Below are 26,752 nucleotides of genomic sequence, written 5' to 3' on the forward strand. Positions count from 1 at the left end.
AGAATTAAATTGTTCTGGTAGTTAATCCCCATTACAAAGTTTAATAGCGCAACTATCGTAAAATATACACCCAGTGTGGAAGGCAAAACATAAATAGTATTATGCGTTAAAGTGATGCTATTTTTTTTGTGCTTATTTTTTAATAAGGCCGTTAAAATTGCACTTTTTATAGCATGGATAAAAGTAGGGCGTTTTATTTTAAAAATACCCATTGGTTTAAACGGGCACTAAAACATGTTTTAAAATGTCTGCAATTTGGTTGTTGCCCGCTTCACTGTGCAAACCTAATCTATGCTGGCACACACTTGAAAATACCGCTTGTACATCTTCAGGTAGTACAAAATCTCGACCTTCAATATAGGCCCATGCTTTTGCTGATTTTGCCAACGCCATACTTGCTCTTGGTGAAAGCGAAGCCGATAACGATTGTGCCTCACGAGTGTAAGTCACTAATTCAATAATATAATCAACAACCGGAGCGCTTAGCGTAATATTAGCTATAGATTCTTGTATTTGTTTAAGTTGTTGTTGGTTAATTCGTTGTGGTAATTGGGAGTAATCGCGCTTTTGATTGTTTAATAGTAATCTTTTTTCAGCGTTTTTAGGTGGAAAACCTAAGCTTATGCGCATTAAAAAACGATCTAATTGCGATTCTGGCAGCGGATAAGTTCCTGCTTGATATAAAGGGTTTTGCGTAGCAATAACAAAAAACGGAGTAGGGAGCAGGTACTTTTCTCCATCTACAGTCACTTGTTGTTCTTCCATGGCTTCTAATAACGAACTTTGGGTTTTAGGACCCGCACGATTTATCTCATCAGCAAGTACAACTTGACTAAAAATCGGGCCTTTATGAAATGAAAAACTGTGTTCTTTATTATTAAAAATATTGGTACCAATAATATCAGCCGGTAATAAATCGCTGGTAAATTGTATACGCTGATAAGACAACCCCAAAACGGCAGCCAATGCATGCGATAAAGTGGTTTTACCCATGCCAGGTAAGTCTTCAATTAGTAAATGGCCTTCACTAAACAAACAGGCTAATGCTAATTTTATTTGTTGTTGTTTGCCAAATATAACCGTAGATAGGTCATCAATAATGGTGGTAACAATGTGCTGCATAATTTAATTAATCTATAAGTTCTAAACGTTTCATTACGGCATCAACTTTTTGTGCGTTGAAAGGTTTGGCTATAAATTCTTTTGCACCAAGCTCCCAAGTGTTTTGTACGGTTTCAAAGCTGTTGTGGCCAGAACACATAACCACATGGGCATGTGGATGCTCGTTGTTAATTGACTCTAAAATTTCAACGCTTTCAGAATCAGGCAAATCAACATCTAAAAAAATAACGTTAGGCGACTTTTCAATAAGTAAGGGTTTAGCACAATTAAAATTATCGCATTCAATTATGTCGTCGAAACCCAAGCCAGCTAAAACTTGGCTTAAATCAGCACGGATCTGTTTAACATCATCAATGATTAAAATAGGTTCGAGTGGGCGTACAAATTCCATATGAATACTTCAACATTTTTTACGGCTTGTGGTTTAATATTAAGCCAAGCAATCAGGAACCTCAAGGTGATAACTATGAATAACCGTATTTGCCGTTAAAATGCACGTTATGTCCGATACCGTCTAGTATTGGACTTAGTGAGAGTGCTAGAACCAAAATACAGTGCTACATATAAGGATAAGCTTAACTACCTATAATTTATATTATGTTAAATAGGATGGGTTAATACTTTACAAGCTTACGGCACGGTGTTTATGCACGTTATTATCACTGTATCTGAGCCCTTTTCCCATAAAGATGTATTCAACTATAAAACTCACTACGCGCTATTTGCTTTGTTTAAACTATTAAGCTCATTAGTTAATTGTTGTAACTGCTTAGTTTTTTCATTTAGCTTTTGCTGATACTTTTCAATTTTATCGAACTTGCCTTGTTGCTTAGCTTTATTTATATCAGCTTTATATTCTTCAATTTCGATACTGGTCTTATCTATTTTTTGTTGTAACTCTGTAATTAATCCTTCGTGGCTACAATGTGAATTTATACTCTTTAGTGCTTTATCAAGGCCCGCGACTTTGTGATCATTACCTTGTTGTTTTGCAATTAATAATTCTTGGTTAACTTCACAGGCTTTCTTTTCACAGCCGTTTAAATTCATACAATTGTTTTGAGCTAACACGCTTGCTGAGCTTACTAATAACAGGCTTATTGCTATACCTCTTAAATATTTCATTTATAGTTTCTCATTCTGGATATTATGCTTATTTAATTACTATCTACAAAATACAGATAACAGCCCTTGTAGCTCGTCACTAATAACGTGTTGTTTAACAACATCTTGCATAGGTGTATTAGCGACTGCGTTATTTAATATACCAACCATTATAGCGGTTTCCCCAGCACATAATGCTTTTACACTTTGTACACCCAATCTTATTGCTAACATACGATCAGCAGCCGATGGATTACCACCGCGTTGTAAGTGCCCTAGTTTAGTTACACGTAAATCTATATTTGAATTTACAGCAGCTATTTTTTCACACACATGCTCAACACCAATTTCGTCGCCTTCAGACACTACCACGATAAATGCGTGTTCACTGTGATAATCTCTAATTTTATTCAATAAATCATCAATGTCTTTATCATTTTCAGGAATTAATATTGAGTCGGCACCAGAAGTTAGCCCTGCATAAGTACCAATATAGCCAGAATCACGCCCCATTACTTCAATAATAAACACCCTATTATGGGATTCAGCTGTATCTCTAATATTATCAATGCATTGCATTGATGTGTTTACTGCTGTATCGAACCCTAAGGTGTAGTCTGTGCCTGCAATATCATTATCAATAGTGCCAGGAATACCTATATAAGGGATGTTGGTAATGTGCGATAACCATAAACATCCTCTAAAAGAGCCATCGCCACCTATGACAATTAAGGCATCAACATTATTATGTTCAATTGCAGCTAAAGCTTGCTGCCTACCTGTCTCTGTTCTAAATCTTTCACTGCGTGCAGTTTTTAACACAGTCCCACCCAAGTGCATACTTTGTTGCAAACTTTTATAGTCCAAGGGAATTAAGTCATTATCAATAAGACCCTCAAATCCTTTGCGAACCCCTGATACTTTGATCCCTTGTTGTTGAGCGGTTTTTACTATGGCAAATAATGCGGTGTTCATTCCCGGAGCATCCCCACCAGAGGTTAGCACGGCAATATGTTGAATTGGCTGCATTGGTTCACATCCTATTAAGCTATACATTAATAATTGATAATAGCTGTTTATGAGTAGGCTGTGTAAAGTAAGCGCAGTAAAGTTGATCTACTTAGGGTTTATTTGATTGTTTAATCAGTATGAAGGGAGCAGTAGTAACTTGAAAAGTTGGTATGTTGCTTTTGCTTTATCAACAACATACCGTGATTTTTAATGAAGAGCCGCTGTAAAAGGAATGTTTTTACAAATTTCGGCTTCTATTGTTAGTAACTCGTCTAAGCGTTCGTCAACTTCTTGCTTATCAAAGTATTCGTAGGCAAGCTCTACAAATAAATTTTTATGTTTTTCTTCTGATTTAGCAATTGCGACATAAAAATCTTTTTCTTTTCCTTCAGGTAGTGCCTCGGCAACTAAAGAAAAACGTTCATGTCCCCTCGCCTCAATTACCCCACCTACTAATAGTCTGTCCATTAAAAAACCATCACGACCATGCCTAAAGTGTGCACGAATTTGTTTAATGTAAGGATCTTTTTTATCATCACCCAAATTAGTATCGCGTTCAATTAATAGTTTAAGTACTTGTTTAAAATGAATTAACTCTTCTAGTGCTAAGTCAGTCATGGCTTTAACTAACTTACGCTTATCTGGATAATGTGAAAGCATAGACATGGCCATGCCCGATGCTTTTTTTTCAGCAGCTGCGTGGTCTTGTAAAAAAGTTTCAAAGTCAGCTAAAACAACTTCGGTCCATTCAAATGGCGTGTGGTATTTTAATTCAAACATAAGGATACAACTTATAAAATAATGCGTGGATTTTAGCGTATTTAAAAATAAAAATCTTGGCTCATGGTTTAAATTTGGCTCTCATAAGGTAAAAATTTATCTATCCGCCCTTTCGCGGTCGACTCAATTTTTAATGGATGCTTTATATCATTCCACGCGGTGACTTTACCGCCCATATTCATTTTTTCAAATCCGGCTAATTCAGAGCTTATATTTAAAAAATCACAAAGCTGACTAAAACTGTTAGGTTTAGCTATATCTATCGCTAAAAAATCATTTTCTCGATTACTGAAATAAGCCTTAGCATTATTAATATGCTTTTTATAACAGTCAGTTAAATATTTATCGTTATTTATGTTTTCTAGTGAAAAATCTTTAAACGTATTCAAATAACAGCGTTTTAAATGAATATTAAAGCCACCATCTGCCCGGGTTAAATTAGTGTGCATTCGCTGTAAAAGCTGACGGATAGAAGGTAACCAAGCAGCAAGATCTCGCTCTAAATATATAAATTTTGCGCCTGGATAGAATTTATCTAATGCTTGAAAATCGTTAAATACAGGCGTATCTGCTATAGCCAGCGCATTATCAAAACAAGCGGTGGTATATGCAGTATGAGCGGTTGGTATACCAAATTGTAAAAATGCATTGCATACACTGGTGGTCCCGGTTCGCGGTAAACCTATAATAAATATTTTTTGTGTCATGGGGAGTTAAATATCTTTTTCTGAAAACCAAAGTGCAGCATCACCTAAGGGAGTTAATGCTGGTAACTGATTGTTTTTTAGTTTAATAATTGTTTTATTTTTTATATCAGCGTGCTCTATTGCACTGCGGTGATACGCATTAAATAAGCGGTCGAACTCACCGTTACTGCGCATTATTTCGAGTCCTTTTTCGACGGCTTGCGCAATTTTCGGTGTGTCTTTGTTAAAAAAGAAGTAGATGGCGGCTGGGTATTGCAACATTAAATGTGGCACCAAGGTTAAGTTTGCACCTGTATCATCTTTAAAGGTATTTAGCTCTGTTTCAACCTCAAGCAACGATCGAGGAAATACATCCCCCCTGCCTTTTATTAACATATTAAATAATGAGCTGTATTCAATTGATGTTGATACAGTTAATCCACTATCTAATAATATTTTTGTATCAGGCCAATCATGTCCTTGAATAAAATGCACTGGTTTGAGGTCTCTCAGGCTCTCAATACTTGATAAGCTACTAAGCTTGTTTTGTGTGGTTACTAATAAACGCCAGCCATATAATCCTTTAAAAATAGGCACTCTTACAGGTAGGAGTTCTTGCTCTCGCTGCTGTGAAGTCATAGTCCATGCAACATTAATTTCATCGTTATGAATAATTTGTTTTAAAGAGCGGCTTTGTGCCATCGAAATACTCGAAGCATTTAATGTGAAACTCTCACCACTGGATTGCAAGGCGGCCCTTAATAATACTATTGGGTATAAAATTTCATTTTCGCCACTGCGCATGGTTTTTGGATAGACAACTTGTAAAGTATCGCTGGCGTTTTTTGTGTTGTTTTCTATTGCCGATGCACCAGGTGCAACTAAGCTAATAAAATAACAAGTTGAAAAAACAATAGCGAATCGCATCGTTTCTATCGACTTAACAATAAAATTAAGGAACTTACAAAAAGAATAGCGAAAGTCATCACCATACTTAATGCGCGTGCTTTCAAATTGTTAGTACTAATAGCAGAGCCATGAAGCGCACGGCTAATAAATAACAAACCACCGAGTGCATGCACATAGTGACTCGCTAACCCTTGATACTCTAATAAGAACAGTAAAATTAGGCTAATTGGCACGTACTCAATAAAGTTACCGTGAGCCCGAGTTGCACGCTCAAGTGCCGGATGACTCCCATTACCAAGTGAAATGCCTTCAGCCTTGCGTATTTTTACAACATTAATACTCAAGTAAATATAATATAGTGCCAGTAAAGCGGCATAACTTGATATGATCACAGTATTTTCCATTTAATTTTTAAGCAATAATAACACATAACTTAAGCAGTAAAATCACCATTTGTGGTAGAGTGATTTATGAGCTGGAATCGTAATTAGTAAGGATATTATGTGTATTTAAGAACGAGAATAACCAATATCTATCGGGAAATAATTAACAGTATTGGATTTTACCCCTCACTCTTGTCGGTGGCATTTTTATTTTTTGCTGTGCTGACTATGTCAGTCGAGTACTTAGCCCCCATAGAACAATTTAAAACATTAATTTCTTTTATATTAGTTGATAGTGCAGAAAACGCACGCACCATTTTAAGTACTCTTGCAGGCAGTATTATTTCGTTAACCGTCTTTAGCTTTTCTATGGTGATGGTGGTATTAAATGCAGCTAGTGCAAGTTTATCACCGAGAGTTGTTCCAGGGTTGATCACACGCAAGTCACATCAAATGGTATTAGGGTTTTATTTGGGTAGTATTATTTATTCAATTATCATGTTGATTAACATAAACAAACTTGATAATGGTGATACCGCTATTCCGTCTCTTGGCGTGTTGTTTGCGCTTGTTTTTGGGTTAATCTCTTTAGGGTTATTTGTATTTTTTATTCACTCTATTTCAAAAGCAATTCAAGTTGATAACGTATTAAATGGGTTGTTTAGGCAAACCAAAAAAGAAATTCAAGACATTATCAATATGCAAAATGAAAACCCCGTTGATAACTTTCCCGAGTTTTCAAACTGGCATTCAATAAATAGTACGACCGAGGGTTACTACAAAGGGGTTCACACTAATAAATTGTGTGCCCTGCTAGCAGATGAAAACATTGAGCTGTTTATTACGGTTAAGCAAGGTTACTTTACAGTTAAAGGTTACCCGTTTTTAAAATGTAATAAGGATATTTCTGAGAACGAAGCGTTAATTGAGAAAATCCTAGACTGTTTTATATTTTATATAGAAGAATACATTAGTGACCATTACCGCTACGGTTTAACGCAAATTTCTGAAATTGCGGTAAAAGCAATGAGTCCAGGAATTAACGATCCGGGTACTGCGGTTAAATCAATTGATATGCTCAGTATATTATTAATTGATCGACTGAAAATTAATGCAATTAACTATGCGTGTAATCAATCTGAAGCGTCGCCATTACTATATTTTCACGAAACCAGTTTTGATGAACTACTGCATGATAACTTCACCCCTTTACGCAATTATGCAAAAGGCGATGCCTATGTAATGACTAACGTTATTGAAGCATTTAAAAATATTTTATTTATTGCTAATGAGGATGTGGATGCACGCAACAGTGTGTTTAATTATTTAAATGCCATTGTTGATGATATTAATCAGCATATAGTTAACGAATATGATCGCCAAGAAATTAGTAATATGCTGTATGCCATTGTGCGCATTAGTGAATCACAGGGAAAGCAGTTGGTGGCACGTTTTGAGCGCCACCCTAAAACAACATTTAGTCTATAAAATAAATGGCATAGCTTGATGCGCTTATTGTAATTTCACCAGCATGATAGGCATCGGGTACATAGTTACTCGGTGCACTATCAGCCATTAATACTTTTTCACTGCGCATGTAAGGCACTGATGGCATATCAAGTGGACTTAATGACGCACTATATAAGCCTTTCAATTCAACATCAAAATCATCAGTTAACTCTTTTGCCGCTGCTTTAGCTTGTTTAATAGCTAATTTTTGTGCTTTTTTGTGCAGCTCATCGTAGTTGCTCGCTAAAAATTGGGTTTGCCTAATTTCATTAATGCCATTATTAACTAAGCTTTGTAGTAATTCAGGGTATTTATTAATCGCAGAAAGTTTAATTGTCAGCGAGCGTGACACTTTAAACCCGGTAAACTCTTGCTTACCTGTTTCGCGGTTATATTGATTATCGCGATAGATTGAGATTTGACCAGCATTAATATCGGCATCAGCAACGCCTAGTTTTTTTACTAAACTAATTGCGTTGGCCATAGTGGTGTCGGTTTGTTTTTTTGCGGCAATTAAGTTTTTATCTATTTCAGTAATACCTACCGTTAATAGAACATGATCGGGCATAGTTGTTAGTGAAGCTTCACCTTTAACATAGATATGCGGCTCTTCAGGAGCACTGGTTGCATAGGCTGACGTACTGAGCAAAGCAGCCGTTATTATCGAAAGCGTTTTCATAAGTCTATCCTTTTAAATTTGATTGCCTTAGTTAACACCTTATGTGGTTAATTGCAGATGAACAAGCATAAAAAAACAGGCAAAAGCCTGTTTTTTTAGTAATGAAGCATTAAATGCTGCAACGCTTGTAGTTACGATACTTCGGTAACCAGTAGTTTCTGTCGATGGCTGCCCACAGTGCATCATCTGAAATTTCAAGGGCAACGCCCTCTTCAATCGCTTTTTTAGCGACTGCAAAAGCAATGCGTTTACTCAGCGTTTCAATTTCTGTTAACGCAGGTAATAAGCTACCTTTACCTGTATTGGCTAATGGTGATGACTCTGCCAACATTTCGCTCGACATAATTAACATTGCATCGGTAATACGCGTTGCTTTAGCAGCAATTACACCTAAACCAATACCAGGGAAAATATAGCTGTTATTACATTGAGGAATGGGGTAAGTCACGCCGTTATAAACAACAGGCTCAAATGGGCTACCTGTGGCTACAATCGCTTTACCATCAGTCCATTTGATAACATCTTCTGGGTAAGCTTCTACTTGTTTAGATGGATTACTTAACGGGAAAATAATAGGTGCTTCACATTTCGCGTGCATAGCGCGAATAACTTGCTCAGTAAATAAGCCCGGTTGACCTGATACACCAATTAAAATATCTGGTTCAGCGCAGTGCATTACATCTAATAATGACGCGTATTCGCCGCTGTAAGTCCAATCGGCTAGGCAGCTTGTTGGTTGCGCTAACATTTGTTGGAAGTCGCGTAAGCCTTCCATGCCATCAGTTAACAAGCCAAAGCGGTCAACCATAAACACTTGGCTGCGTGCTTGTGCTTCACTGATGCCTTCAGCCACCATAGTGCTAACAATTTGTTCAGCAATACCACACCCTGCAGAGCCTGCGCCGACAAACACGACTTTTTGAGTCGATAGTTTAGCGCCTTTAACACGACAAGCTGCTAATAAAGAGCCCACAGTAACCGATGCAGTACCTTGAATGTCATCATTAAAGCTACAAATTTCATTACGGTAACGCTTTAATAATGGCATAGCATTTGGTTGTGCAAAGTCTTCAAATTGCAGTAACACGCTTGGCCAACGACGCTTAACCGCTTTAATGAATAAATCTAAAAACTCATCGTACTCATCTTGCGCAATACGCTTATGTCGAGCACCCATGTACATTGGGTCGTTTAATAGTTTTTCGTTATTGGTACCTACATCAAGCATAACCGGTAATGTGTACGCTGGGCTAATACCGCCACAGGCGGTATACAAAGAAAGCTTACCAATTGGAATCCCCATACCGCCAATACCTTGGTCGCCCAAGCCTAAAATACGTTCGCCATCGGTAACCACGATAACTTTAACTTTACCTTTAGTGGCATTACGTAAAATATCGTCAATTTGAAAGCGATCTTCATAAGAAATAAACAAACCACGGGCACTGCGATAAATATCAGAAAACTTCTCACAGGCATCACCCACCGTTGGGGTGTAAATAATAGGCATCATTTCTTCAATATGATCGCGTACCAAACGGTAGTAAAGCGTTTCGTTATTGTCTTGAATGGCACGTAAATAGATGTGCTTATTTAAGTTGTCATTAAAACTTGAGTACTGTTGGTAACAACGCTCAACTTGCTCTTCTATTGTTTCGTAACGAGGTGGAAGTAAACCAGCAAGATTAAAGTTTTCACGCTCTTTTTGGCTAAATGCACTTCCTTTATTCAATAACGGGGTTTCAATTAGGCCTGGGCCAGAATAAGGAATATAAAGATAATTTGGATCGGTATTTGTAGTCATATTTCCAAGCTTTACTGAATCTTAAATAATGATCTGCCATTATCATTGTTAAAGGCTAAATTGCAATGACATTTAAGCTTGTCAGACCATTGAAAATGTACAAATACAAGCGCTACTTTAGTATAAAGCCACTCATATTTGGTGAATATGTTAGCTGCCTGATGTGGGTTTAAAACGTTAAACGCGCATTAAATAATGTGCGTGCTTTGTTTAATGGTTACAACAGTGCCAATTATGTTTAGGTTTGCTAATTTTTTTACGTTAGTTAACATGCTATTTTCAACCAAATAGTTATTAACTATTAATCTGTTACATTTAAAACAGCAGGCAGCAAACCTGCTGTTTATTATACATGTTTTAAAATTTAAATGAGGCTTTAATATTACTTAAATCAGATAACGCCATCCCTTCTCTGCGCGGATCGGCAGCGCCATACAAACGGTTGTTTTTTACCTCTACCGCATGCAAGCCTGAGTTTAGGTCAATCACACGTACATCATGGCCGCGCTCTTCAAGCTCTGGTACAAGCGCTTCAAGCTCAGTACCTTTCTCAAGGCTAGTATAATCATTACGATTGGTGGTTCGGGGTAAATTAATGGCTTGTTGGGCGTTTAAATCCCAATCTAGAACACCAATAACCACTTGCGCTACATAATCAATAATACGACTCCCACCAGGAGAACCCACCACTAAGCGTAAGCTGCCATCTTGGTTAAATACCATCACCGGTGACATTGAGCTACGCGGGCGTTTATGCGCTTCTACTCTGTTAGCCACTAACTTGCCATTTTTACGTGGCGAAAGTGAAAAATCAGTTAGCTGATTATTTAAAATATAACCATTTACCATCACTGTTGAGCCAAACGCCATTTCAATAGAGCTGGTCATTGATACGGCGTTGCCGTTGCTATCAACAATCGATACGTGTGAGGTAGAGGGCAGCTCAAAAGAATCATCGTTTGCATAGCTTAAGTAATCTACTGGGTTGCCTGGCTGTGCTTTTTGATCTTTTTCAGTAATTAATTTCGCGCGGGTGGCAATATAGTCTTTATCTAATAATTCTTGGGTAGGTACTTGGGTAAAGTCAGGGTCGCCAATGTATTTATTACGATCGGCAAACGCAATACGTGAGGCTTGGCTAAAGTAATGAATTGCATCGGAACTATTGGCTTTTATGCTAGCCATGTCTTTGTGTTCAAGCAAACCTAAAATTTGTAGCACTGCAACACCACCACTGCTAGGAGGCGCCATAGAGCACACATTATACACTCGATATTTTATACAAACGGGTGCACGCTCTTTACTGCTGTAATTAGCAAGGTCTTGCACAGATAATTTACCAGGCGCGATTTTTGATTTTTGCACCGCTTTTACCATGGCTTTAGCGTTATCGCCTTTGTAAAACGCATCTATTCCTTTTGAAGCAATATCTTTATATAAATTAGCCAATGGCTGATTTTTTTTAATACTACCTACTTCAATTACTTTGCCATTAGGAAAAAAATACTCATTAATCACCGGCATACTCATTACGCCTGGGTTTAGTTGCCTAACCAGTAACCCATGTAATCGAGGCGATACTTCAAACCCTTGCTCAGCAAGGGTAATTGCAGGTTTAAATAAGCTAGCCCAAGGTAAGGTGCCATACTGTTTATGGGCGCTGGCAAACGCATGTAATATACCAGGTACGCCTACAGAGCGGCCACCTACAACCGCTTCTATCCATTTTACTGCATTGCCGTGTTTATTTAAAAACAGGTTAGCATCGGCATTACTCGGTGCGGTTTCGCGGCCATCAAAGCTGGTAAGTTTATTATTAGCTTTGTTGTAATACATCATAAATGTACCACCACCAATGCCTGATGATTGCGGCTCGACTAATGTAAGTACTAATTGTGTGGCAATAGCGGCATCAACAGCACTACCGCCTTGGGCTAAAATGGCTCTACCCGCTTGTGAAGCATACGGGTTTGCCGCGGCAACCATATATTTATCACCAGCCACTAATTGTTTTTGTACAACGCCAGTAGCCGCTTCAGGTTCACGTGTTTCAATTGTGCTTGCTTGCTGTGCAAATAAAGGTAAAGACAGTGCACTTAAAGAGAGAGCAAATAAAGAGTGGAGCTTAAAATTCATAATTACTGATTAAACTTAAATTGCATGGAAGATAATTGGCATCTTAAAGTTAAACAGGCACAATATGCAAAAATAAATATAAAAATGATCCCTAAATGCTTAATTTACCTCTTCAGCCGCGCTATGTTTTCCCTCCTTTGTGTTTAATTTTATTAAGCTCACTTTTAGCATGGCTGGGTATAAACGACGAACTTGAATTTAATCGTCAACTGATTGAACAAGGCCAACTATGGCGTTTATTTACCAGCCAATTTGTACATGCCAACTGGGCGCACTTAGGGCTGAATTGCGCTGGTATAGTGCTTATTTGGTTATTGCATGGTGAGTACACATCACCAAGCAGATATGGTTTTAATATTGCCACATTGGCAATTTGGTGTGGCTTAGGTGTTTTTTGGTTTTGCCCCACAATTACAATTTACACAGGGCTTAGTGCCCTATTGCATGGCGTGATCATTTGGGGAGCGATAAAGGATGTCACTGTTGGACTTAAATCGGGTTATGTGTTGTTTATTGGTGTGTGGGTAAAGTTAATCGCTGAACAAATAAATGGCCCTAGTGCTGATATAGGCGCATTGATCAACTCAACGGTGGCTGTTGATGCACATTTAATAGGCGCAATTGGTGGCGTATTGTTAGGCGCTCCTTTAATTATTAAATTCATCAGCAGAAATAAAGAATAAAAAAACGCCACATTGTGGCGTTTTTTATTAATTTACCGCTATTTATAGTGTTTCTTTAAACAACTTATAAATACGACGGTATTCGTCTAACCAGCTCGAAGGCTGCACAAAACCATGCGGCTCTACTGGGAAGATTGCTGTTTCAAAGTTTTCTTTCTCAAGTTCTATTAAACGCTGCACTAAACGCACTGAATCTTGAAAGAACACATTATCATCAACCATAGGCGCATTGATTAATAAATGCTTTTTAAGCCCTTCTGCATAGTAAATAGGTGAACTACGCTCATAAGCAATTGGGTCAACATCTGGGTGATTCAAAATGTTAGCGGTATAGCCCGTGTTGTAATGTGCCCAATCAGTCACAGGGCGAAGCGCCGCTCCTGATTGAAACAAATCTGGCGCGGTAAATAACGCCATAAAGGTCATAAATCCGCCGTATGAACCACCATAAGTACCAACCGCTTGAGTATCAACGTTGGCATTTTCAGCCATCCATTTTACGCCGTCAGCTAAATCTTGTGTTTCAGGTGTTCCCATTTGGCGGTAAATAGCAGTACGCCAATCACGGCCATAACCTTTAGAAGCACGGTAATCCATATCCATCACTACGTAACCTTCATCGGCAAGTAATGAATGAAACATAAATTCGCGAAAGTAACCAGACCAACCCATGTGTGAATTTTGCAGGTAACCGGCACCGTGGTTAAAAATAACCGCTTTACGGTTTTTACCTGTTTCACCTTCTTGGTAATCAGCCGGGTAATAAACTTTGGCGTATATTGGCTGATCTGTATGGCTTGAAGGCACAGCAACAATTTTAGGCGCCGTGAGTTTTTTAGCTAAAAACGTCTCAGATACCGTGTTAGTTAAACGAGTTGCGGTTGTGTTTGCTTTAGCCTCAGCCACATAAAGCTCAGTGGGCATTGTGATTTTAGAGTGTCTTAATAATAACTTAGACTGATCTGGGCTTAAGGTGTAATCCGTCATGCCGTTTAAGTCTGTTACTTGCTCACTAACACCTGTTTGTGGGTTTACACGGTAAATTTCGTAAAGACCAGGATGCTCAACATTCGCTTTATAGTAAATAGCGTTATTGTCATCAGTGAGGGTTAAATTAGATACTTCAAATTTACCCATGGTTAGCGCAGTCGCTTTACCATCGAGTGGCTTTTTATAAAGCTGGCTATAGCCCGATTCTTCAGATAAATAATACAAGGTAGTGGAATTATTTAACCAACCAAAGTCGTTAAACGCATAGGCAATCCACGCATCGTCATGTAAACGATGTTGAGAGACAAGTTTGTTATTTTCAAAATCTACAGTGGCTAACCAACGATCTTTGTTATCCCATGCTTCAAGCATAATAGCTACTTGGCTACCATCATCGTTCCAGCTAATAGGTGATTGATTCCAACCCCAATCTGAAATAACGTTAATACCACGAGGCTGTTTTTTAGATTTATAGGTTTTGCCTTCACGGGCGTAGTTTTCTTTTTTAACCTCAGCAAGTACATCTTCATCAAAACCAGGTAAAGTATTGAACCCTAATGTGGTTTGGCTTTGATCTGCAAGGTTAATATAAACAAGCTCAGAAGTTTGCTCTTTAGAATCAGCTACGCGGCGGCGAACTTTTTTAGGCTCTATCGTCGCATCATCAGTGATGTAATTAGGCATAATATCGCCTTCACCACGCCATGAGCTTTTTTCTTGTACGACTACAATTAACGCATCGCCATTTGGAGAAAGCTCTGCTTCATCAACCGTGTTGCCATCGCCTAAATAATAATGAGTGTTAGCAATTGAGCTGTTATTGGCTTTTACTTGCTCTTTACGCGCATGCTTATCTTGTTTATTTTTGTGCTGCAGTGCAATGTAATCAATAAGCTTATGTTGCTCTTTGGCAATATAAGTTGATGGTTCTTTTACGCCTTGTGGTTTGTCAGCGAGTTTTAAATTGGCTATTTCGCGGGTTAAACCTGTGGTTAAATCCACTTTGAAAAAGATATTACCTTGACGATACACTAAGTTACCATCGTTTAAAAACTGTGGTTTTGACTCAGTAGCAGAGCTTTGCGTAATTTGTTTAATTACGCCTGACTTTACGTTTTTGATAAATACGTTACCCTCAAACACATAAGCTTGAAGTGATTTATCGTTAGAAAAAACAGCTTTACTTGAACCAACACGGTGTAATTTTTCTAGTGCCACTTGCTCTGCTGTTTGTGAGTTTACAGCTTGAGTGAATAAATCTCTTAGCTCACTACCTTGCTGCTTACGCGCATAAATAATGGTACTTGAATCTGCACTCCAAAAAGCGCTTTGTGGCTGGCGTCCAATCCAGTCAGGATGCGCCATGGCTTGTTCAAGGGTGATTTTTGATTCGCCCAAATCTGCGGGCGTGTTAACAACATTAGCAACGGTGGTATTTGTTTGAATAGATGAGTCAGTAGAAGTTGTGGAGGTTGCGGTACAACCCGCTAACATAACACTTGATGCAACAGCGATTGCAACAAGTGTTTTAGAAGATGAGAATTTAAAAATCATAGTGCTTCTTGACGGTTATTATAATTAACCATATTTAAGCAGAAGCACCTTTATAATTGCAATTATTTAAGATAAACAACGCTGATATTGGGGTGAATAACCCGTTTATTCAACCGTTAAATCAAGCCATACCATGCGGTGGTCACTTGATGCATTTCTATCTTTAATTAAACGATATAATTCGCTTTGCTTTTTCGGCCAAAATACACCGCCATCTTTAATGGTTAATCCATAGTTTGAAGGTAAAACGTAATCAACCCGTGCTTGCCAGCTAGCGGTATAATTTTTAGCATAAGCTTGTGAGTATTGCTCTTTAGCGCCCTCACTTGTTGGAATGAAGCCAGCGTTAATCAATGGGCTTTTAAGTATTTGATCTGTTGTATTAGTGCGCTTTTTATCACCCTCAGCAGTGGCATTTAAGTCACCTAAAATCACAAATCGGGATTGTGCTGCAAGGCCACCCTTTTTACCGTTATCATCATAGAGGTAACTTTCGTTATTAACGTAATCAGCAATGAGCCTAATTTCATCATGGTTGCGAATGCCATTTCTGTCTTCATCGCCGTCAAACACAGGCGGTGTTGGATGCGACGCTAACATATGGACTACTTTATCGTTTACCTTTACGGGTATATCCCAAAAAGATTTAGAGCTTAAACGTAAAGCATTCCACTCGGCATCGTTATACCAATTGGTATTGGTTTTTGGGTCAACCGGCATTTTTACATTGGGTAAATCTTTGTGCTTAAAGGTTTGCAGGGTTCTGATATTGTCAAAATCAATTGGATAACGAGATAAAAACGCCATTGCATAATGGCCTTCAAAAAAACCAAAGCCCTGTGCATCACCCATTACACCGGTTTTTTTACCATCGTTGTCTAAGTCAAACTCAGTTGCTAAGCCAGTATTAACGGGGGCAATGTAAACGTATGGGTAATCAATTGCTGCTTGATTATTTTGCCCTACATTTAAGTAGTGGCTTTTAAAATACTCAATACCTTGCTCTTTTGGAATGTAGTCAAACTCATTGAGTAACACCACATCTGGGCGGACACGTTGGATTATTTCAGCAATATTTTTAATTTGCTGGTGGTCTGAACGAAGCGCGTTTACCAATGCATCACTTTTTACTTGTTCATTTTTAGCGGTGTAATTAGTGGCGTCCATACTAACATTGAAGGTTGCTACGCGTAGCGATTCAGCCAATACAGGGCTGGTAGAAAAAACAGCAAATAACACACTGCTGATTGCTGTAATACTCAGATTACGTTTCATTATATGAATCCATCTATAATTAATAATAAAATAGTGCTGCTGACAATAACCCACAAAGTAATGGCCATCAAAAACGGCTTTATACCTGCTTGTTTAAGCACTGATAACGACAAACCACTGCCAATTAGGAACAGTGTCATCACTAATAATTGCTTAGCCGCACTATTAATAAGTTCCCATGTGGATGAAAACGACGGCATATAAGTATTAATTAATGCGGCTAATAAAAAGCCCACAATAAATAAAGGAATACTCGCCTTTTCGTCAGAGCGCATAAACACTCCCGCAACCGCTGTATAAGGAATGATCCACATCGCACGGGTCAATTTTACCGTAGTGGCAATACTCAGTGCCACAGCACCATAAGTAGCCGATGCTCCCACTACGCTGCTAGTATCGTGAATGGCTAATGCGGCCCACAGACCAAATTGCTGTTGGGTTAACTCAAAATAGTGCCCAATTGCGGGAAACAACAATAATCCCATGCCATTGAGTAAAAATACAATCCCTAAGGCAACAGCGACTTCGTGATCTTTAGCTTTTATGACCGGTGCCATAGCGGCAATGGCGCTGCCACCGCAAATAGCGGTACCAAATGAAATTAGCACGCCTGTATTACGATTAAGCTTAAAAACCTGGGTTAAAATCTCTCCAAGCCCGATTATGGCAGTAATACTAACAATTGTTAATACTAAAGAGCTGCGTCCCACCTCAATTACTTCATTAAAATCAACAGCAAAGCCTAGGCCCACAACGGCAAGCTTGAGCATCACTTTACTGGCCTTTTGAGAAAGCTCACTAAACGGGTTGCCTAAGGTAATGGCAAATATTGCGCCTAATACCAATGCACTTCCTGCTCCTATAAACGGAGTCATACACAGTGCCAGTAATAATATGAATGTTGGCTTATGCAGTTTAGCGATCATCATAGTTTAAGCCCGAATAAGTTTATTAGTCAGTTTATGGACAACGGGGGCAACAAATACAACTGTGGGAAAGGCAATACAAAAAGCAAATAACCACGCTTTAAGCCATATAGTTACAATATTATCGACCATGCCCACATTAAATATTGAAATAACAAATGACATAAACCCAGACATGAAAAGTGCCATAAAAAAAGCAAACACAATAGTACGAAACTTTGGATGAATCATTGAAAAACAACCTTTAGAAGGTAAAGCGATAAATTGGATTAAATTTATCGCTTTATTTTTTAACTTATAATAGCGATTTGCTGGTAGCTAATACACCTGGGTAATCCTGCTCTGGCAAGCAAGATGTAAGTTCACTTAGGCGGCTACCTAATTGCTGTAAACTCTCACCCGAGACATTTATATGCCCCATTTTACGACCTGGCTTAACACTTTTACCATACCAGTGACTGGTTACATCCGCTGTTTTTAAAACATCAGCAGGAATTTGTGCTTGGCCTAATACATTGATCATAGCAGTAGGATGCTTAATTTGCGTATTACCCAAAGGTAAACCTGCGACAGCGCGCATATGGTTTTCAAATTGCGAGCAATGAGCACCTTGCTGAGTCCAATGCCCTGAGTTATGCACGCGAGGGGCAATTTCGTTAACTAATAACGTGCCCTGTACATCAAAAAACTCTATGGCCAATACACCTACATAATTAAGCTCATTAGCAATACGGGTAAACGCCGAGGTTGCTTGGCTCTCTACTAAACTATTATCTTTACCGGCTACCGAAAGCGTTAATACACCATGGGTATGTTGGTTTTCGGTAAGTGGATAAATTGCAACGTTACCCTCTTTGTCGCGCACGCCAATAATAGAGACTTCACGATCAAACGGGATCATTTTTTCAGCAATAATTGAATGAGGTGCACGCTCTGTACCTGATGCAATAAAGTCGGCCATTTCAGACCAAATAGTGTCTATTTCATCATCTGATTTTAAACGCCATTGGCCTTTGCCGTCATACCCTGCTTGGCAGGTTTTTATTACTAACGGTTTACCTAATGTTTTAACTGCTTGCTCAAGGTGCGCTTTTTCAGTAATTAGTTGGTATGGCGCGCAAGCCACTTCGGTTTTATCTAACAAGGCTTTTTCAAGCGAACGGTCACCACCGGTTTTAATAGCTTGTTTACCTGGATAAAACTTATTGCTATTACAGCAAAGCGTTAATACATCATCGGGAATATGTTCAAACTCAGCGGTAATCGCATCGGCATCATCGATAGCTTGCTCAAGTGTGGTTGAATACACTTGGTTGGTTAGCGGGTGCACAATTTTTTGGCTGCCAACATCATAAGCAACCACATTTAAATTAAGCGGTGCGCCAGCAAGGCTCATCATTCGCGCAAGCTGCCCAGCACCTAAAATTAATATAGTCATTATTACTCTGCAGGATTTGGGTTAGCTAGAATAGTGTCGGTTTGCTCTTTGCGAAACGCTTCAATTTTGGCGAAAATTTCAGGATTTTGACAGCCTAATATTTGTGCAGCCAATAAACCTGCATTAGCTGCACCTGGCTCACCAATAGCCAATGTGCCTACAGCAACGCCCTTAGGCATCTGGCAAATAGACAATAATGAATCAACACCATTTAACGCTTTTGACTTAACTGGAACGCCTAAAACAGGCAATGATGTAAACGCTGCAGCCATACCCGGTAAGTGAGCCGCCCCACCTGCGCCTGCAATAATTACTTTAATGCCACGCTCGCTTGCTGAACTTGCATAATCGGCAAGTAATTGAGGAGTGCGGTGAGCAGAAACCACTTTAGTTTCATAAGCAATGCCAAATTTTTCTAGCATCAGCGCAGCGTGTTCCATGGTTGGCCAATCTGATTTAGAACCCATAATAATGCCAACAGTCATAAATACTCCTCAGTAATGTATTTTAAAAATAGCGGACTTATGTCCGGTTTTATGGCGGGTATTATATACTTAAATACCGCAATAATGCGACCAGCAGGCAATAAAAAAGCCATGTTAAACATGGCTTTTTTAAAATGCTTGAAATACTTGCTGTTATGCTTCTTTACTCGCCAAGTATTCGCTGTAGTTTCCTCTAAAGTCGATTATTTTACCGTCTTTAATTTCCCAAATACGGGTAGCAACTGATGATACAAACTGACGATCGTGTGATACAAACATCAAGGTACCTTCATACGCTTCAAGTGCTAAGTTAAGCGCTTCTATAGATTCCATATCCATGTGGTTAGTCGGTTCATCCATTAATAAGATATTTGGTTTATGCATCATGATTTTACCAAACAGCATACGACCTTGCTCACCACCTGAGATAACTTTTACAGATTTTTTGATATCGTTTTGTGAAAACAACATACGACCTAAGAAACTACGAACAACTTGCTCGTCATCGCCCTCTTGCTGCCATTGTTCCATCCACTCAAATAAGTTCATGTCTTTTTCAAACTCATCGGCATGGTCTTGCGCATAATAGCCAATGTTAGCATTTTCGGACCATTTAAACTCACCGCTTTTAGGTGCTAAACGCCCTGCTAAGGTGTTTAGTAGTGTTGTTTTACCCACACCATTCTCACCAATAATAGCAATGCGTTCACCTACTTCAACGAGGCCTTCTAATCCTGAGAATAAAGTTTCTTCAAAGCCTTGCGATAAGCTGGTCATTTCAAGCGCGTTACGGAATAACTGCTTTTCTTGTTCAAAACGAATAAATGGCGACTGACGTGATGAGGCTTTTACTTCGTCTAATTGAATTTTATCAATACGTTTTGCACGTGAAGTTGCTTGCTTCGCTTTTGAGGCATTAGCAGAAAAACGCGATACAAACTGCTGTAGTTCAGCAATTTGACTTTTCTTTTTGGCATTTTCACTCAATAAACGTTCGCGAGCTTGAGTTGCTGCAAACATATATTCATCGTAATTACCCGGATAAATACGTAACTCACCATAGTCAATATCGGCCATGTGTGTACAAACCGAGTTTAAAAAATGACGGTCATGCGAGATGATAATCATGGTACAGTCACGTTGATTAAGTACATCTTCTAACCACTTAATCGTGTATATATCCAAGTTATTGGTAGGCTCATCAAGTAACATGATATCAGGGTCTGAAAACAATACTTGCGCTAATAGCACGCGCAGTTTAAAACCTGGTGCAATTTCAGACATAGGGCCGTAATGTTGTTCAGTAGCAATACCAACACCCAAAAGTAGCTCACCCGCTTTAGACTCAGCAGAATAGCCGTCCATTTCAGCAAACTCAGTTTCGAGATCGGCTACCTTCATGCCGTCCTCTTCACTCATTTCCGGTAAGCTGTATATACGATCGCGCTCTTGTTTGATGTCCCAAAGCTCTTTGTGACCCATTATTACAGTGTCGATCACAGAGTATTCTTCGTAGGCGAATTGATCTTGATTTAGTTTAGCAACACGTTCATTAGGATCTGTGCTTACATTACCCGATGATGGCTCAAGCTCACCGCTTAGAATTTTCATAAACGTTGATTTACCACACCCATTGGCACCAATTAAACCATAACGGTTTGATTCGCCAAATTTAGCTGAGATATTTTCAAATAACGGTTTAGCACCAAATTGCATGGTGATGTTAGCTGTACTAATAATAGCGCTACCCTCCAAGGGAGACTGAAGTATTTAAATTGCGCGCAGTTTAAACCAAACGAGTGATTTTTTCTATGAAAGTTTATGTAACAACCTAAAGTAAACAAGCTCTGTTTATTAACTATTAAAGCATTAAAACAGACAAAGGAATGGACGGATAAATGGACAAAAAAGCTGAGTAAAATTCACTCTTGTGCTGTTTATGCAGTAAAAATATGTTTAATAAAAAAACAATCGCCGTTACAGACAAATAACTAAATTAAACGTGCTAAACCGCTAATTGGTCGCATTTTACTTTTATTAACATTTTATACGGCTATATTAACGTTTTTTATAGTATTAGAGTTTTAGCTCTACCTATGCCGAAAGTAATAACTATGAAAAAAACTCAACTCCCACTCCCCTGCATTTAAGCCAAATGTCTTATTCCAAAATTCGATAGTAGTTTATACGGCTACAAAATGAAAACAGCATTAACTTAAAATGAACAACACCCAATTTTTGCATTAATATTCATTGATAATTTTTCACTTTTGAGCCTTTTATTGCTTTGCTAGTCTGCACCACTTCAAATTTAGTAATCATAAAAACGTCTTTATTAGGCAAGGCACACACAATGAAAATAAAATTAGTATCGCTGGCGATTGCAGGTGTTTTAGCTACACCGAGTGTTTCAGCAATTGAAGTATTTAAGGATGAAAAAAATACAGTCGCTATTGGCGGTTATATTGATGCGCGAGTAATTAATACTCAAGGTCAAAATGAAGTGGTTAATGGTGCCTCACGAATTAATTTTGATTTTAAACGCCAATTAAAGAATGGCTGGGAAGCGCTGACCAAAATTGAATGGGGCGTAAACCCAGTTGGTAGTAGTGATATTGTGTATAACAACCGTTTTGAGTCAATTCAGGATGAGTTTTTATATAACCGTTTAGGCTATGCTGGTTTAAAGCACGACAAATACGGCCAAATTACCATTGGTAAACAATGGGGTGCATGGTTCGACGTAGTATATGCAACTAACTATAGCTATGTTTGGGATGGCAACGCCGCCGGTGTGTATACCTATAACAAAGACGACGGTGCTGTAAATGGTACTGGCCGTGGCGATAAAACATTGCAATACCGTAATAGTTACGGTGATTTTGATTTTAGCGTACAAACTCAGTTAAAAAACAGCGCATTTTACACTTGTGATGTAACGGATATTACAGAGTCACAATGCCAGGCTAATTTTGAATCGGGCGATACTGCTGCGCAACAAGTTGAATTTAACTATACATTTGGTGGTGCAGTAACTTATAACGTGACTGATAAGCTAAAACTGACCGCGGGTATTAACCGCGGCGAGTTTGAATTAACTTATGGAGACGGAACAACTCGTTCAGTTGACGATTTAATTTACGGTGCGGGTGTTATTTGGGGCAATATTGATGCGCCAGGTTTATATGTAGCAGCTAATATAAACAAAAACGAAAACCACGATACAGATAACATTGGTCGCTTAATTGAAGATGCAATTGGTATTGAAACATTTGTGTCGTATCGTTTTGAAAACGATTTTAGACCATTTATTGCATACAACTTGTTTGACGCTGGCGACGATTACGTTATTCAGCCAAATTTCAATGCTGATCCTAATGATGTATTTAAACGTCAATTTGCTGTTATTGGTGTTCATTACTTAATAGATGAAAACACCCAACTTTATGTAGAAGCACGTAAAGACTTTGGTGATTTTGAAAGTAATAATAAACAGCAGCAAGCGCTAATGGAGCAATCTGAAGATGACGGTATTGCTTTTGGTTTTAGATACGTTCTTTAATATGAGTTGAGCTTTCAAGCTTAAAATCACAAAGCTAAACTTAAAGCCCTGCAAAATAGCAGGGTTTTTTTTCGATTTGTTTAGTTGAAGCTTGAGCTATTTTTTCTTAAATGCTTTTTTTAACGCACGCGTCCCCTCTGTTGGCCCTAGAATAAGCCATAAAAAAACAACCCCACCTGGGACTAAAACGGCTTTTAGGATTGGGCCGAGAATAAAAGAATAAAAATAAATAAGTGGAATAAAAAGTACATAACCAATAACACGTTTGATAAACTCCATGTATCACCTTTAGATTAATTGAGCATGCTCACAAATTTAATTGAGCGCGCTCAGTTAATCAAGTGCTAATTTAGGCCCAACTTCCAACAAAGATATAAAGCGTTGAATAGTATGAGTAAAAAAGAAAAAACACGGGATAAAATTTTAGCTTCAGCATGGGAGCTTTTCTTATTACAAGGTTATGACCACACATCAACAAGGGAAATTGCTGTTGCAGCTAATGTGGCAGTGGGTACGGTGTTTAGCCATTTTGAAAATAAAATTGATTTGCTTATGGCAGGTATGCAGCAACAAATTGAAGTTATTATTGAGCAAGCAAAGCAGTCAGATACTCAGCGACCTCCTCGATTAAAGTTACGCCACTACGCTCACCCCCTCTACTCCTTTTATTGTGAAAACAGTGAATTTAGTAAATTACTAATTAGCGACATTATTTGGCGTGCTGATTTTTTTAAAGCACAAATGGATGAATTTAAAAAACTGCTATTTAGTGAACAACCAGAATTTGATGAAACAAAAGCAAGTGTGATGATGGACTGCTATTTTATGACCCTGATCACAGGTTTAAACGACGAGCTACCTAATGCAGAAAGCATGCTAAGGCAATTGAGCAACAAAATTGCATTGTTGTAACGTCAATTAATAAAAGGCTTGAGTTTAATTCTGTGAAGTACTAAAACACTAATGGAAAATCCGATGTTAGCTGCAATCAACGTGTGTTATTTGAACATCTAAAGAATGACATTTTTGCTTCGATCTGGTTTTCCTGCGGCTACACAACTCACTTAATAAAACGTGTAGTATAATTAACAACAAACGATCAACGCACATAAATAAACCTACCCCTTCCTCTGGTTATCGTTCTTAAAATTAATCAATAGCTGAGATTGCCTTTAATATAAATTTAGTATGATGTGTTCTTTTATCTATTACCCACCAGCAATAAATTCTAAATATGGCTATATTTAAATTAAAGCGGTCACTGATTAATTAAACGACGTGTTAGTTTGCGAGCTTAAGAACTCAGTATAATTTAATAGTGCTTTATTTACACTCAGTGCAGGGTTTTGATTATGATCAGCATTTATGGTAATTGTGTTTTCCCACTTAAGCCAGCTGTTTGGATGTTTTGCTAAACTAGTAACTAAATTATTATATGCAGCTAACATTAGGGAATGTTCTGCCCCACCAACAGTGATATATAAAAATGTAGGCTGTTTTATACTATTCATGTTTGTTTTTAAAAACGCGTCAAACTGTTTTGTCACTGTCATATCGTCATACCAAGCGGCTGGGCTAAACACAAAATAAGCATTAAATAGCTGAGGCTTAGTATGTAAAGTATATAGAGTAAAGCTTCCACCTGCAGAAAAGCCTATTAACCCACGTTGACTAGTTAACTTATAATTAGCCGCTATATATGGCAGTAATTCTTGCTCTATAAAAGCTAAAAACAAATCAGCTTTACCAAAAAGTTCAGGCGAAGTTTCATTGTTAGGTCGAGGATTCGTATTAACGTCCTTCCTTGCATAAGGTGGCACAAGATCACGATTTCGAGTATCAGTAAAAAACTGATTAGGTACGGCAACTAAAATAGCCTCATTAAATATACTTTCGGGATTTAATGCTTTTAGCGCCTTATCCCAATTAGCTAAATTAAAATTGCCATCTGTTTTTATAAAAAGTGGATAAGCTTTAGTTTTATCATAATTGTTAGGTAATCTGATAAATACTTTTCGAGACTCTTCAAGCACTTTCGAATCTAGGGTTACATCAACAAACTCTGATACATCATTTTGATAATAACTAAACCCAATTGTTGCAACCCCAAATGCACCAACAGCAAACAACAGATTCAAAATAATCGTTTTTTTAATTCTCATGCGGGGCTCATTTTAGTTAATTGCTTATGCCATACACCACTATTAAGTTGCTGGTTAAATACAAAGCCAAGTTTAGTGAGTAAGTTATAACAGCGAACATTTTTACCATGAATTTCTGCGTATAGGTGCTCAATGTTTAATGAGCTATGCACCTCACTGATAAAGCTTTTAAGTACTTCATGCATTAAGCCTTGTTGCCAATAAAAAGGATCGAGCTCAAAGCCCAAATAAGCAGTTTTAGTCTGGTTATTAATGTTATACAGACCACAAGTACCAATGAGGTCGCCTAATATATTATGTTCAATCGCAAGCCGAACACCTTCACCTTGATAATAACTCGATATATCATCTTGAATTAACTGCTTAATATGCTCTTTATTAAGCGGCGCTTTATAATCATTAAATTCATAAACAAGGGGATTATTCAAAATATTTAATAGCGCTGCGCCATGTTTGTGAGTAATTAAACGAAGAGTTACACGGGGTAATTTTATACTTTTAAACATGCCTATGCCAAATAAAGTAAACGCGCTTTAAATAGCACTTTATAGAACGTCATTATTAACTTACCATATCGTATTAACAAGCATTAATTGAGATAAACTATGAGCGACAATTTTAAAGTAATACAACCAACTACTACTGTTTACTGCCCAAAACGTGGTGAAGGTTGGACCCTTACCGGCATTACTAATATTGATGAGTTTACATCGGTTATGTTTGATGGCGTTCGTTATACCTTACCAGCGAGAGAAATTGTTGAGCAGTTATTGCCTAACCAATTAGCGCGAGAACAGCAAAATAGCTAACTTAAACGTAATTTATTGCTTTAACCATATAAACACAGTTATCTGGTAATGAGCTTTTCTCTTGATTCGCCGCAACTATAAATCCTAGCTTTTTATAAGCCAAAACTGCTGCTAGGTTATTTTCATAAACAAACAATGAACTATCAGTAACATTTAAGTTTAATTGCCCATGTTTACATAGTTTTTTAATCAGGGGGGCTGCAATTCCCTCCCTCCTGTATATAGGGTTTACTACTAAACGAGCCAAATGGCATTTGTTTTTTCGTTGATAATATTGCCCAAAAGCGAATAATTCGTTTTGTTGTCCAACCAATACAAAAGAAGCCGAGCCACCAAGGTTTAAGTCCTCAATAAACGTCTTCTCTGTAAATGGATATCTAAAACATGGGCCAGCCCATTGAGTTATGTCATGTTGACTGTTAAACCAACTCATTAGCTCGATGATATTCGTATTATCAAGTGGTTGTAATGTCATTAAGCTTACTTACTCCTTCAAAACGCCTCATCTTCACTGTATACATTTACATTAAGTTCGTCGTTATCTTCAAATACGACAAACGAAATAGGCTTACAACACACTTGGCAGTCTTCTATGTATTGCTCATCAATATCAGCCACATCAATTAATACTTCTATGGTTTCTCCACAGTAAGGGCAACTAATCGATTGTTCTGTTAACTGGTTCATGATTTTCCCTTTTAAATTTACACAAGGTTATAATTTCACTTTAGTAAACAACCTTATA

The 26,752-nt window shown here is 38.0% G+C and carries 28 protein-coding genes; 5 read left to right on the forward strand and 23 right to left on the reverse strand.

Going from position 1 to position 26,752, the window contains the following annotated elements:
• Positions 1-216 precede the first annotated feature (216 nt).
• The 8 genes from B1F84_RS07375 to B1F84_RS07410 form a co-directional block, all read right to left on the reverse strand.
• A complete protein-coding gene (locus tag B1F84_RS07375; protein WP_131691031.1) occupies positions 217-1,122 on the reverse strand; it encodes a MoxR family ATPase in 906 nt (301 codons plus the stop codon).
• A gap of 7 nt (positions 1,123-1,129) precedes the next feature.
• Positions 1,130-1,513 carry a response regulator gene (locus B1F84_RS07380; protein WP_131691032.1) on the reverse strand — a complete coding sequence of 128 codons (384 nt, stop codon included), beginning with the start codon at positions 1,511-1,513 and terminating at the stop codon, positions 1,130-1,132.
• Positions 1,514-1,833: 320 nt separating this feature from the next.
• On the reverse strand, positions 1,834-2,247 hold the full coding sequence (locus tag B1F84_RS07385) for a DUF1090 domain-containing protein (protein ID WP_131691033.1): 414 nt from the start codon (positions 2,245-2,247) through the stop codon (positions 1,834-1,836).
• A gap of 39 nt (positions 2,248-2,286) precedes the next feature.
• Positions 2,287-3,255 carry an ATP-dependent 6-phosphofructokinase gene (locus tag B1F84_RS07390; protein WP_131691034.1) on the reverse strand — a complete coding sequence of 323 codons (969 nt, stop codon included), beginning with the start codon at positions 3,253-3,255 and terminating at the stop codon, positions 2,287-2,289.
• Positions 3,256-3,444: 189 nt separating this feature from the next.
• On the reverse strand, positions 3,445-4,017 hold the full coding sequence (locus B1F84_RS07395; protein WP_013464932.1) for a tRNA-(ms[2]io[6]A)-hydroxylase: 573 nt from the start codon (positions 4,015-4,017) through the stop codon (positions 3,445-3,447).
• A 68-nt stretch (positions 4,018-4,085) separates the two neighbouring features.
• Complete coding sequence (locus B1F84_RS07400; RefSeq protein ID WP_131691035.1) at positions 4,086-4,724, reverse strand: sulfotransferase; 639 nt, start codon at positions 4,722-4,724, stop codon at positions 4,086-4,088.
• 6 nt (positions 4,725-4,730) lie between these two features.
• Positions 4,731-5,630 carry a hypothetical protein gene (locus B1F84_RS07405; protein ID WP_076919518.1) on the reverse strand — a complete coding sequence of 300 codons (900 nt, stop codon included), beginning with the start codon at positions 5,628-5,630 and terminating at the stop codon, positions 4,731-4,733.
• Positions 5,631-5,635: 5 nt separating this feature from the next.
• A complete protein-coding gene (locus B1F84_RS07410; protein WP_131691036.1) occupies positions 5,636-6,004 on the reverse strand; it encodes an MAPEG family protein in 369 nt (122 codons plus the stop codon).
• A gap of 111 nt (positions 6,005-6,115) precedes the next feature.
• Between B1F84_RS07410 and B1F84_RS07415 the strand changes: the two genes are divergently transcribed.
• Positions 6,116-7,483 (forward strand): DUF2254 domain-containing protein, encoded by a 1,368-nt coding sequence (locus B1F84_RS07415; protein ID WP_131691037.1) that lies wholly within the window; start codon positions 6,116-6,118, stop codon positions 7,481-7,483.
• Here the strand turns inward: B1F84_RS07415 and B1F84_RS07420 are convergent.
• From B1F84_RS07420 to ggt, 3 genes are all read right to left on the reverse strand, one after another.
• A complete protein-coding gene (locus B1F84_RS07420; protein ID WP_131691038.1) occupies positions 7,473-8,183 on the reverse strand; it encodes an SIMPL domain-containing protein in 711 nt (236 codons plus the stop codon). The genes B1F84_RS07415 and B1F84_RS07420 overlap by 11 nt on opposite strands.
• 109 nt (positions 8,184-8,292) lie before the next feature.
• Positions 8,293-9,987 (reverse strand): NAD-dependent malic enzyme, encoded by a 1,695-nt coding sequence (locus tag B1F84_RS07425; RefSeq protein ID WP_131691039.1) that lies wholly within the window; start codon positions 9,985-9,987, stop codon positions 8,293-8,295.
• 357 nt (positions 9,988-10,344) lie between these two features.
• The gene (ggt, locus tag B1F84_RS07430) at positions 10,345-12,123 is read right to left on the reverse strand and encodes a gamma-glutamyltransferase (RefSeq protein WP_131691040.1); all 1,779 of its coding nucleotides are present in this window, start codon (positions 12,121-12,123) and stop codon (positions 10,345-10,347) included.
• A 95-nt stretch (positions 12,124-12,218) separates the two neighbouring features.
• On the opposite strand from ggt, the gene rrtA reads away from it, so the two are divergent.
• A complete protein-coding gene (rrtA, locus tag B1F84_RS07435; RefSeq protein ID WP_131691041.1) occupies positions 12,219-12,806 on the forward strand; it encodes a rhombosortase in 588 nt (195 codons plus the stop codon).
• A gap of 42 nt (positions 12,807-12,848) precedes the next feature.
• Here rrtA and B1F84_RS07440 read toward each other — a convergent pair whose 3' ends face one another.
• The 7 genes from B1F84_RS07440 to B1F84_RS07475 form a co-directional block, all read right to left on the reverse strand.
• Positions 12,849-15,350, reverse strand: a complete 2,502-nt coding sequence (locus B1F84_RS07440) for a prolyl oligopeptidase family serine peptidase (protein ID WP_131691042.1) — start codon at positions 15,348-15,350, stop codon at positions 12,849-12,851.
• Between the two features lie 105 nt (positions 15,351-15,455).
• Complete coding sequence (locus B1F84_RS07445) at positions 15,456-16,625, reverse strand: endonuclease/exonuclease/phosphatase family protein (RefSeq protein ID WP_008114616.1); 1,170 nt, start codon at positions 16,623-16,625, stop codon at positions 15,456-15,458.
• A complete protein-coding gene (locus B1F84_RS07450) occupies positions 16,625-17,554 on the reverse strand; it encodes a putative sulfate exporter family transporter (protein ID WP_131691043.1) in 930 nt (309 codons plus the stop codon). The genes B1F84_RS07445 and B1F84_RS07450 overlap by 1 nt, the downstream gene beginning before the upstream one ends.
• A 3-nt stretch (positions 17,555-17,557) precedes the next feature.
• A complete protein-coding gene (locus B1F84_RS07455) occupies positions 17,558-17,782 on the reverse strand; it encodes a DUF2798 domain-containing protein (protein ID WP_076919509.1) in 225 nt (74 codons plus the stop codon).
• Between the two features lie 64 nt (positions 17,783-17,846).
• Entirely contained in the window at positions 17,847-18,989 is a 1,143-nt protein-coding gene (locus B1F84_RS07460; protein WP_131691044.1) for a 5-(carboxyamino)imidazole ribonucleotide synthase, read from the reverse strand.
• A 2-nt stretch (positions 18,990-18,991) separates the two neighbouring features.
• A complete protein-coding gene (gene purE / locus B1F84_RS07465) occupies positions 18,992-19,474 on the reverse strand; it encodes a 5-(carboxyamino)imidazole ribonucleotide mutase (RefSeq protein ID WP_008114610.1) in 483 nt (160 codons plus the stop codon).
• Between the two features lie 153 nt (positions 19,475-19,627).
• Positions 19,628-21,214 (reverse strand): ABC-F family ATPase, encoded by a 1,587-nt coding sequence (locus B1F84_RS07475; protein ID WP_076919581.1) that lies wholly within the window; start codon positions 21,212-21,214, stop codon positions 19,628-19,630.
• A gap of 613 nt (positions 21,215-21,827) precedes the next feature.
• Between B1F84_RS07475 and B1F84_RS07480 the strand changes: the two genes are divergently transcribed.
• Positions 21,828-23,036: a porin gene (locus B1F84_RS07480; RefSeq protein WP_131691046.1), complete on the forward strand. Its 1,209-nt coding sequence runs from the start codon at positions 21,828-21,830 to the stop codon at positions 23,034-23,036.
• A 96-nt stretch (positions 23,037-23,132) separates the two neighbouring features.
• Here the strand turns inward: B1F84_RS07480 and B1F84_RS07485 are convergent, their stop codons facing one another.
• Complete coding sequence (locus tag B1F84_RS07485) at positions 23,133-23,315, reverse strand: hypothetical protein (protein WP_131691047.1); 183 nt, start codon at positions 23,313-23,315, stop codon at positions 23,133-23,135.
• A 111-nt stretch (positions 23,316-23,426) separates the two neighbouring features.
• Here B1F84_RS07485 and B1F84_RS07490 point away from each other — a divergent pair, with 111 nt between their 5' ends.
• On the forward strand, positions 23,427-23,948 hold the full coding sequence (locus B1F84_RS07490) for a TetR/AcrR family transcriptional regulator (RefSeq protein ID WP_076919505.1): 522 nt from the start codon (positions 23,427-23,429) through the stop codon (positions 23,946-23,948).
• A 353-nt stretch (positions 23,949-24,301) separates the two neighbouring features.
• Here the strand turns inward: B1F84_RS07490 and B1F84_RS07495 are convergent, their stop codons facing one another.
• Positions 24,302-25,198 carry an alpha/beta hydrolase-fold protein gene (locus tag B1F84_RS07495; protein WP_165489680.1) on the reverse strand — a complete coding sequence of 299 codons (897 nt, stop codon included), beginning with the start codon at positions 25,196-25,198 and terminating at the stop codon, positions 24,302-24,304.
• Positions 25,195-25,704 carry a GNAT family N-acetyltransferase gene (locus B1F84_RS07500; protein WP_131691048.1) on the reverse strand — a complete coding sequence of 170 codons (510 nt, stop codon included), beginning with the start codon at positions 25,702-25,704 and terminating at the stop codon, positions 25,195-25,197. Before B1F84_RS07500 ends, B1F84_RS07495 begins: the two co-directional genes overlap by 4 nt.
• Positions 25,705-25,803: 99 nt before the next feature.
• Here B1F84_RS07500 and B1F84_RS07505 point away from each other — a divergent pair, with 99 nt between their 5' ends.
• Positions 25,804-26,007, forward strand: a complete 204-nt coding sequence (locus tag B1F84_RS07505; protein ID WP_008115630.1) for a hypothetical protein — start codon at positions 25,804-25,806, stop codon at positions 26,005-26,007.
• Position 26,008: 1 nt separating this feature from the next.
• Here B1F84_RS07505 and B1F84_RS07510 read toward each other — a convergent pair whose 3' ends face one another.
• Both B1F84_RS07510 and B1F84_RS07515 read right to left on the reverse strand, forming a co-directional pair.
• Positions 26,009-26,482 carry a GNAT family N-acetyltransferase gene (locus tag B1F84_RS07510; RefSeq protein ID WP_131691049.1) on the reverse strand — a complete coding sequence of 158 codons (474 nt, stop codon included), beginning with the start codon at positions 26,480-26,482 and terminating at the stop codon, positions 26,009-26,011.
• A 17-nt stretch (positions 26,483-26,499) separates the two neighbouring features.
• Complete coding sequence (locus B1F84_RS07515; RefSeq protein WP_008115633.1) at positions 26,500-26,694, reverse strand: CPXCG motif-containing cysteine-rich protein; 195 nt, start codon at positions 26,692-26,694, stop codon at positions 26,500-26,502.
• Between the last annotated feature and the right edge of the window lie 58 nt (positions 26,695-26,752).

The sequence above is a fragment of the Pseudoalteromonas sp. DL-6 genome (assembly GCF_004328665.1).
In the GTDB taxonomy this organism is placed as follows: Bacteria; Pseudomonadota; Gammaproteobacteria; order Enterobacterales; family Alteromonadaceae; genus Pseudoalteromonas.

Bases quoted from the DNA above. Each gene is read 5' to 3' on its own strand.
- B1F84_RS07375 (WP_131691031.1), bottom strand. From the start codon at position 1,122: ATGCAGCACATTGTTACCACCATTATTGATGACCTATCTACGGTTATA.
- B1F84_RS07380 (WP_131691032.1), bottom strand. From the start codon at position 1,513: ATGGAATTTGTACGCCCACTCGAACCTATTTTAATCATTGATGATGTT.
- B1F84_RS07385 (WP_131691033.1), bottom strand. From the start codon at position 2,247: ATGAAATATTTAAGAGGTATAGCAATAAGCCTGTTATTAGTAAGCTCA.
- B1F84_RS07390 (WP_131691034.1), bottom strand. From the start codon at position 3,255: ATGCAGCCAATTCAACATATTGCCGTGCTAACCTCTGGTGGGGATGCT.
- B1F84_RS07395 (WP_013464932.1), bottom strand. From the start codon at position 4,017: ATGTTTGAATTAAAATACCACACGCCATTTGAATGGACCGAAGTTGTT.
- B1F84_RS07400 (WP_131691035.1), bottom strand. From the start codon at position 4,724: ATGACACAAAAAATATTTATTATAGGTTTACCGCGAACCGGGACCACC.
- B1F84_RS07405 (WP_076919518.1), bottom strand. From the start codon at position 5,630: ATGCGATTCGCTATTGTTTTTTCAACTTGTTATTTTATTAGCTTAGTT.
- B1F84_RS07420 (WP_131691038.1), bottom strand. From the start codon at position 8,183: ATGAAAACGCTTTCGATAATAACGGCTGCTTTGCTCAGTACGTCAGCC.
- B1F84_RS07425 (WP_131691039.1), bottom strand. From the start codon at position 9,987: ATGACTACAAATACCGATCCAAATTATCTTTATATTCCTTATTCTGGC.
- ggt (WP_131691040.1), bottom strand. From the start codon at position 12,123: ATGAATTTTAAGCTCCACTCTTTATTTGCTCTCTCTTTAAGTGCACTG.
- rrtA (WP_131691041.1), top strand. From the start codon at position 12,219: ATGCTTAATTTACCTCTTCAGCCGCGCTATGTTTTCCCTCCTTTGTGT.
- B1F84_RS07440 (WP_131691042.1), bottom strand. From the start codon at position 15,350: ATGATTTTTAAATTCTCATCTTCTAAAACACTTGTTGCAATCGCTGTT.
- B1F84_RS07445 (WP_008114616.1), bottom strand. From the start codon at position 16,625: ATGAAACGTAATCTGAGTATTACAGCAATCAGCAGTGTGTTATTTGCT.
- B1F84_RS07450 (WP_131691043.1), bottom strand. From the start codon at position 17,554: ATGATGATCGCTAAACTGCATAAGCCAACATTCATATTATTACTGGCA.
- B1F84_RS07455 (WP_076919509.1), bottom strand. From the start codon at position 17,782: ATGATTCATCCAAAGTTTCGTACTATTGTGTTTGCTTTTTTTATGGCA.
- B1F84_RS07460 (WP_131691044.1), bottom strand. From the start codon at position 18,989: ATGACTATATTAATTTTAGGTGCTGGGCAGCTTGCGCGAATGATGAGC.
- purE (WP_008114610.1), bottom strand. From the start codon at position 19,474: ATGACTGTTGGCATTATTATGGGTTCTAAATCAGATTGGCCAACCATG.
- B1F84_RS07480 (WP_131691046.1), top strand. From the start codon at position 21,828: ATGAAAATAAAATTAGTATCGCTGGCGATTGCAGGTGTTTTAGCTACA.
- B1F84_RS07485 (WP_131691047.1), bottom strand. From the start codon at position 23,315: ATGGAGTTTATCAAACGTGTTATTGGTTATGTACTTTTTATTCCACTT.
- B1F84_RS07490 (WP_076919505.1), top strand. From the start codon at position 23,427: ATGAGTAAAAAAGAAAAAACACGGGATAAAATTTTAGCTTCAGCATGG.
- B1F84_RS07495 (WP_165489680.1), bottom strand. From the start codon at position 25,198: ATGAGAATTAAAAAAACGATTATTTTGAATCTGTTGTTTGCTGTTGGT.
- B1F84_RS07500 (WP_131691048.1), bottom strand. From the start codon at position 25,704: ATGTTTAAAAGTATAAAATTACCCCGTGTAACTCTTCGTTTAATTACT.
- B1F84_RS07505 (WP_008115630.1), top strand. From the start codon at position 25,804: ATGAGCGACAATTTTAAAGTAATACAACCAACTACTACTGTTTACTGC.
- B1F84_RS07510 (WP_131691049.1), bottom strand. From the start codon at position 26,482: ATGACATTACAACCACTTGATAATACGAATATCATCGAGCTAATGAGT.
- B1F84_RS07515 (WP_008115633.1), bottom strand. From the start codon at position 26,694: ATGAACCAGTTAACAGAACAATCGATTAGTTGCCCTTACTGTGGAGAA.